Below are 6,965 nucleotides of genomic sequence, written 5' to 3'. Positions count from 1 at the left end.
GGGCCGGGGCGAGCGCCGGCACGGCGGCCAGCAGCGCCGCGCGGTGCGCCTCGATGGAGACCGAGACCGGGTCGAGCGGGCGGGCGGACCCGGCCCGGCCGGACGCCGTCCGATCCTGGGCCCGCGCGCCGTCGCCCGGCGCCGGGCCGGTCACGCCGGGCGTGACGGCGAAGAACACCTCGACCCGGGTACGCGCCACCTCGGCCAGCAGGTGCAGCTCGGCCGCGCTGAACGCCTGGTCGGCGGAGATCACGAAGAGCAGCGCGCCGGCCCGGCCGACGGCGTCGCGCAGCACCCGGCCGCCGGCCACGCCGAGCGTGCCGGTGTCAGGCGTGTCGACCACCGCGAAGTGCCGCAGCAGCGGATCGGGCAGGCTCAGCTCGACCCGGCGGGGCGGCCGGGCCAGCGCCGGGCCGGCCGCGAGCGGGTCGGCGCCGTAGGAGTGCGGCTGGCGGTAGCCCGGGACGTACGCGGCGCGGGTGGCGGTGGCGGCGTGCTGGACCAGCAGGTTGCTCCCCGGCGGCACGGCGAGCGTCGCGGCGTCGATCCCGAGCAGGCCGGCGATCAGCTCGCGCCGGTTGGCACCGGCCGGACCGGCGACGACCACCGCCATCGGCTCGTCCGGACCGGGCGCTGTCACATCGAGCCGGGTCGGTAGCGGGGCGCTTCCGGAGGGGGGCTCGGCCTGACGGCGCGGGTCGGGCACGTCGACCGAAGGGAGCGGACCCGGTGTCATCAGGTGGGCCTCCCGGTCGGGCGACCGGGGTGCCGGTCGCGGATCTTCCCTGGGTACGGGGACTGCCGGAAGAGTAAGGGTGTCGGCCATCCGACAGCCAACAACTCCAATACTCACGGGTAGTGAACAGATTACTCAACTTCACTGCGTGACGATACGCACGCGGACGGAACACGGTCGATATGCTGCATCGATGAGTAGGTGGGAGTTCGTCGGCCGTACTGATGAACTCAACCGTCTGCTGTCGGCGGTCGGCGGCCCCGAGGGGCGCGGGTTGCTCTTCAGCGGCGACGCCGGGGTCGGCAAGAGCCGGCTGCTGCGCGAGGGGGTGGCCGCGCTTTCCCCCGAGCGGTACGCGATCTGGTCCATCGCGGCCAGCGCCACCACTGCCGCGCTGCCGTTCGGCGGGCTGGTCCAGGTGCTGCCCGCCTCGCAGCCGCAGGGCCTGTCCCCCGCCGGGATCCTGCGCTGGGCCCTGGACGTGCTCCAGGAACAGGCAGCCGGCCGGCCCATCGTGCTCGCCGTCGACGACGCGCATCTGCTCGACCCTCCCTCGGCGGCGCTCGTGCACCTGGTCGCCCGCTCGGAGAACGCGTACGTCATCGGGACGCTGCGCAACGGCGAACAGGTCCCGCTGCCGATCCGGGCACTCTGGACCGACGACCTGGCCGACCTGGTCGAGCTCGGCCCGCTGTGCCGCACCGAGACCTCCGGGCTGCTCGCCGCCATCCTGGGCGGCCCGGTCGACGCCTGTTCCTCGGAGCGGCTGTTCCAGCTCTCCGCCGGCAACCCACTGCTGCTGCGGGAGCTGGTGCTTGCTGCCGACGACGCGCTGAACCGCAGGTACGGGCTCTGGACCTGGACCGGCCCGCTGGAGCTGGCACCGAATCTCACCGAGCTGATCGACACCCGGATCGGCCAGCTCACCCCCGGCGTCCGGGCGGTCGTCGAGCTGGTCGCGTTCGGCGAACCGCTGGGCCTGCAACTGCTGGAACGGGCGGTCGACCCGGCGGACGTGGAGAGGGCCGAGGAACGCGGGCTCATCGCGCTGGTCCACGACGACCGGCGGCTCAACGTCCGGCTGGCGCACCCGCTCTACGGCGAGGTGATGCGCCGGCACTGCCCGGTCAGCCGCACCCGCCGGCTCCAGGCCACCCTGGCCGGGCTGTTGGAGCAGGTCGGCAAGCGCCGCCGGGAGGACCTGCTGCGCGTCGCCGTGTGGCGGCTCGACTCGGGTACGGCACAGGACGTGGCCCTGCTGCTCGAAGCGGCGGTGCAGGCGTTCGGCAGGTACGACGTGCCGCTTGCCACCCGGCTGGCCCGCGCGGCGCTGGAGGCCGGCGGCGGCACGGACGCGGCCGAGCTGCTCGCCACCATCCTCATGTTCGGCGACCGGCCGGACGAGGCGATCGGCGTGCTCGACCAGGTCGCCGGCGAGATCCACGACGACCGGCGACGCAGCCGGTGGCTGACCGTGCGGGGCATGGTCAGCTACTGGGGGCTCAACCGCGAGTCCACGGTGGAGGAGATCGCCGCGCGCGGCGAGGAGCTGAGCGACCCCGCCGACCGGGCCCGCGTACGCGCGTTCGAGGCCATCATGCGGCTGCACCGGCTCGACGTCGACGTGGCGGTCCGGCTGGCCCAGGAGGTGCTGGACCGGCCCGCCGCCCCGATGGCCGCCCGGGAGCTGGCCCGCTGCACGCTCGCCCACCTCCAGGCCGCGCAGGGGCAATACCAGCGCAGCGCCACCGCGATCGCCCGGGTGCAGGCCGAGGCGGCGTGCTGGCGGGCCGACATGCCCTACCTCCAGCTCGCCATGGAGCTGGCCCGGGGCACCCGGCTGACGCTCTCCGGCGACCTGCCCGGCATCGACGCGATAGTCGCCGACGAGTTCGCCGACCTGGCCGGGGCCGGTGACTTCCGGCTCGGCACCGGCTACCTGGCCATCCTCCAGGCGTACGCGGCGCGGCTGCGCGGGCGCGGCGACGACGCGCTGCGGACCAGCCTGGAGGCGTGCGCGGTGCTCGCCACCAGCCGGGTGTACGCGGGCCTCGCGCACGCCGAGCGCGCCCAGGCCGCCGCGCTGCGCGGGGACGTGACGCACGCGGCCGACGCGATGGCCGAGGCGGACCGGACGCACGCGCCCGGCATGGCCGTGCTCTACCCGTGGCTGGAGCAGGCCCGGGGCGCGGTCCAGGCCGCCACCGGTGACCTGCCGGCGGCCACCAAGCACCTGTGCGCGCTCGCCGACCGGCTGCGCGAGGACGGCCTGGCCGGGCACGAGCTGCTCGTCCTGCTCGACCTGGTCCGGCTGGACCAGGCCGCCGCGCCGGTCGGACCGACCTGCACCGACGGTGGGCGGCGCACCGTGGCGCAACGCCTGGCCGAACTCTCCGAGCGGATCGACGGCGTCCTGCCGCCGCTCGTCGCCCGGTTCGGCCGGGCCGCTGTCGACGGCTCGCCGGACGCGCTGCTCGCGGTCGCCGACGGCTTCGCCGACCGGGAGCTGATCGTGTACGCGGCCGAGGCGACCGCCCTGGCCCTGCACCGGACGCGACACGTCCGGGCCGGCGCCACCGGGCCGATCCGGGAACGCCTCGCGGATCTGCTGCGCCGCTGCGACGAGATCTCCACCCCGGCGCTGCGGCTGCTGCGCCCGGCGCTCAGCGAGCGGGAGTGGGAGATCGCCCGGCTGGCCGCGGACGGCGTGACCAGCCGCACCATCGCCGAGCGGCTGTTCCTGTCGACCCGCACCGTGGAGAACCACCTCCAGCGCGTCTACAGCAAGCTCGGCGTCGCCGGGCGCGGCGAGTTGCGGGCCGCCCTGCGGTCGATGCCGGGGCACGACGGCGCGGACCCGGGCTGAACTCTAGGCTGGGGCGGTGAGCACCCTTCGCCCCGCGCTGCTGACCGACCACTACGAGCTGACCATGGTCAGCGCGGCCCTGCGTGACGGCACGGCCGACCGACGCTGCGTCTTCGAGGTGTTCAGCCGGCGGCTGCCGGCCGGGCGACGGTACGGCGTGGTCGCCGGAACCGGCCGCCTGATCGAGATGATCCGCGACTTCCGGTTCGATCCGGCGGAGATCGACTTCCTGCGCCGTACCGGTGTGGTGGACGAGCCGGCCGCGCAGTGGCTCGCCGACTACCGGTTCACCGGCGACATCGACGGCTACGCCGAGGGTGAGCTGTTCTTCCCCGGCTCCCCGATCCTCACCGTGTCCGGCACGTTCGCCGAGTGCGTGGTGCTGGAGACGCTCGTGCTGTCGGTGCTCAACCACGACTGCGCGGTCGCCGCCGCCGCGGCCCGGATGGTCACCGCTGCCCGGGGCCGGGCGCTGATCGAGATGGGCTCCCGCCGGGCGCACGAGGAGGCCGCGGTCGCGGCGGCGCGGTCCGCGTACCTGGCCGGATTCCGGTTCACCTCCAACCTGGCCGCCGGGCAGCGCTACGGCATCCCCACCGCGGGCACCGCCGCGCACGCCTTCACGCTGCTGCACGACGACGAGCGGGCCGCGTTCGCCTCCCAGGTCGCCACGCTGGGCAAGGACACCACGCTGCTCGTCGACACGTACGACATCGCCCAGGGCATCCGCAACGCGATCGCGGTGGCCGGGCCGGAGCTGCGGGCGGTCCGGATCGACTCCGGCGACCTCGCGGTGATCGCCCAGCAGTCCCGGGAGCTGCTCGACTCGCTCGGTGCCACCGAGACGAAGATCATCGTCTCCGGCGACCTCGACGAGTACGCCATCGCCGCGCTCGCCGCCGAACCGGTCGACATGTACGGCGCCGGCACCGCGGTGGTGACCGGCTCCGGGGCGCCCACCGCCGGCCTGGTCTACAAGCTGGTCGAGGTGGAGGGGCGGCCCGTGGTCAAGCGCTCCGAGCACAAGGCCACCATCGGCGGCCGGAAGGTCGCGGTCCGCCGGCACAAGCCCACCGGCACCGCCACCGAGGAGGTCATCGTGCCGCAGGGCGTACCGGACCGGCAGCCCAACGACCGGCTGCTCCAGCACTCGTACGTGGTGTCGGGCGAGCCGGAGACGCTGCCCACGCTGGAGGAGTCCCGGGACCACCTGCGCCAGTGCCTGATCTCGATCCCGTGGGAGGGGCTCAAGCTCTCCGCCGGGGATCCCGCCGTACCGGTGACCGTCGTACCAGCGAGCTGAGGAGGAACCCGTCAGATGGCGAACGCCCTGATCATCGTGGACGTGCAGAACGACTTCTGCGAGGGCGGCTCCCTCGCGGTCGGTGGCGGAGCCGGCGTGGCCGCCGGCATCTCCCGGCTGCTCGCCGCCGAGCCGGACCGGTGGGACCACGTGGTCGCGACGAAGGACTACCACGTCGACCCGGGCGCGCACTTCGGCGACCCGCCGGACTACGTCGACTCCTGGCCCCGGCACTGCGTGGTCGGCACCTCCGGCTCCGAGTTCCACAGCGAGCTGGCGACCGACCGGGTCGAGGTGATCTTCCACAAGGGCGAGCACGCGGCCGCGTACTCCGGTTTCGAAGGCCACGCGCCCGACGGCGAGTGCCTGGCCGACTGGCTGCGCCGGCACGACGTGGACCGGGTCGACGTGGTCGGCATCGCCACCGACCACTGCGTGCGCGCGACCGCGCTGGACGCCGCGCGGGAGGGCTTCCGGACCACTGTGCTGCTCGACCTGACCGCCGCCGTCGCGCCGGACACGCTCGACGTGGCGCTGCGGGCGCTCGACGGTGCCGGGGTGACAATGGTGGGCGAGCCTGTGATCGCCACCGCTTGACCCGGTAATCGCTTGCGGGTGTCGTACCCCGGCCCCAGGATGGCGCCGGAGGTACGGACCGTCGTGAACCTGAAGCCTTACCGGGAGGCGCTCGCCCTACCCGGTCTCCGATCGTTGCTGCTGGTGTCGGTGCTGGCCCGTGTGCCGCTGACCGCCACCGGGGTGACGCTCACCTTCTACGTGGTGCTCGACCTGGGCCGCGGCTACGGCGCCGCCGGCCTGGTCGGCGCCGCGTCGACGATCGGCGCGGCGGTCGGCGCCCCGCTGCTCGGGCGGCTCATCGACCGCCGAGGGCTCCGGCCGGTGCTGGTGCTCACCACAGTCGCCGAGGCGCTGTTCTGGTCCGCCGCGCCCACACTGCCGTACCCGGTACTGCTGCCTGCCGCGTTCTTCGCCGGGCTGCTCGCCCTGCCGATCTTCTCGATGGTCCGCCAGTCGATCGCCGCGCTGGTGCCGGTGGAGAAGCGCCGCCCCGCGTACGCGCTGGACTCGATGGCCGTGGAGCTGTCGTTCATGGTCGGCCCGGCGCTCGCCGTGGCCCTGGCCACCGCCGTCACGCCGCGCCTGACGCTCTGGGCGGTCGGCGCCGGCATCGTCGCCTCCGGCATCTGCTTCTGGCTGCTCGACCCGCCGATCCGGGCCGCCGACGAACCGGCCGGTCCGCAGCGCCCGGTGCACCGCCGCGAATGGCTCACCCCGCGGCTGCTCGCTGTGCTGGCGGTCAGCCTCGCCGCCACCCTGGTGCTCGGCGGCACCGACGTCGCGGTGGTCGCCGTGCTGAGGGAGGGAGGCGAGGTCGGCTGGACCGGCGCCGTGCTGGCCGCCTGGGCGGTCGCCTCGCTGGCCGGCGGCTTCGCCTACGGCGCGGTACGCCGCTCGTTCTCCCCGCTGGCGCTGATGGCGGCGCTGAGCCTCACCACCATCCCGGTCGGGCTGGGCGGGTCGCACTGGTGGCTGCTGTGTTTGGCGCTGATCCCGGCCGGTGCGCTCTGCGCCCCCACCATCGCGTCCACCTCCGACGCGGTGAGCCGGCTGGCCCCGTCCTCCGTCCGGGGTCTGGCGATGGGCCTGCACGGTTCCGCCGTGACGGTCGGCATCGCGCTCGGCGCACCGCTGGCCGGCGCGGTCATCGACGCCTCCGCGCCCGCGTGGGGCTTCGTGGTCACCGGCGCGATCGGCGCGCTGGTGGCGCTGGCGGTGCTCCCGATAGAGCTCCGCCACCGCCGCACCCCGGTCGACGCCCCGCCCGTGGACCCCGACCTGGCCCTCGCCTCCCGCTGACCCCCGCCCCTCGCGCACGCCTTCCGCCCACCCCGCCCGGCGTGATCGAGGAGCTCGCGTCCCCCGAGGCGGGGCCGACGCCGGTACGGGGAAGTGGCTGGTTCCACGCACCCCGGACACCACCACTCCCCCGTACTAGCGTCGCGTGACGGCCCCGGCCGGAACCCCACGTTCCCGGAAGT

5 protein-coding genes are annotated in these 6,965 nt (G+C 74.7%); 4 read left to right on the top strand and 1 reads right to left on the bottom strand.

What is annotated here, in order from left to right; all coding sequences use genetic code 11:
* The coding region (locus tag AC2CHG_RS16815) for a P-loop NTPase family protein (protein WP_484525078.1) at positions 1–640 on the bottom strand (640 nt) is incomplete at its 3' end.
* Between the two features lie 289 nt (positions 641–929).
* Here AC2CHG_RS16815 and AC2CHG_RS16810 point away from each other — a divergent pair.
* The 4 genes from AC2CHG_RS16810 to AC2CHG_RS16795 are packed head-to-tail and all read left to right on the top strand — an operon-like array spanning position 930 to position 6,783.
* Positions 930–3,602, top strand: coding sequence for a LuxR family transcriptional regulator (locus AC2CHG_RS16810; protein WP_262014870.1), 2,673 nt, complete (start codon positions 930–932; stop codon positions 3,600–3,602).
* Between the two features lie 16 nt (positions 3,603–3,618).
* Positions 3,619–4,905 carry a nicotinate phosphoribosyltransferase gene (locus AC2CHG_RS16805; RefSeq protein WP_120571413.1) on the top strand — a complete coding sequence of 429 codons (1,287 nt, stop codon included), beginning with the start codon at positions 3,619–3,621 and terminating at the stop codon, positions 4,903–4,905.
* A 15-nt stretch (positions 4,906–4,920) separates the two neighbouring features.
* Positions 4,921–5,502 (top strand): isochorismatase family protein, encoded by a 582-nt coding sequence (locus tag AC2CHG_RS16800; RefSeq protein WP_355507349.1) that lies wholly within the window; start codon positions 4,921–4,923, stop codon positions 5,500–5,502.
* A gap of 39 nt (positions 5,503–5,541) precedes the next feature.
* Positions 5,542–6,783 carry an MFS transporter gene (locus AC2CHG_RS16795; protein WP_484525077.1) on the top strand — a complete coding sequence of 414 codons (1,242 nt, stop codon included), beginning with the start codon at positions 5,542–5,544 and terminating at the stop codon, positions 6,781–6,783.
* Positions 6,784–6,965: the final 182 nt, after the last annotated feature.

It is taken from the genome of Micromonospora sp. ATLC20 (assembly GCF_057196585.1).
The sequence above is the reverse complement of the archived record's forward strand: the minus strand, read 5'-3'. Positions and strand labels throughout refer to the sequence as shown.

Excerpts from the sequence above, each read along its gene's own strand:
- AC2CHG_RS16810 (WP_262014870.1), top strand. The coding sequence starts at position 930 with ATGAGTAGGTGGGAGTTCGTCGGCCGTACTGATGAACTCAACCGTCTG.
- AC2CHG_RS16800 (WP_355507349.1), top strand. The coding sequence starts at position 4,921 with ATGGCGAACGCCCTGATCATCGTGGACGTGCAGAACGACTTCTGCGAG.
- AC2CHG_RS16795 (WP_484525077.1), top strand. The coding sequence starts at position 5,542 with ATGGCGCCGGAGGTACGGACCGTCGTGAACCTGAAGCCTTACCGGGAG.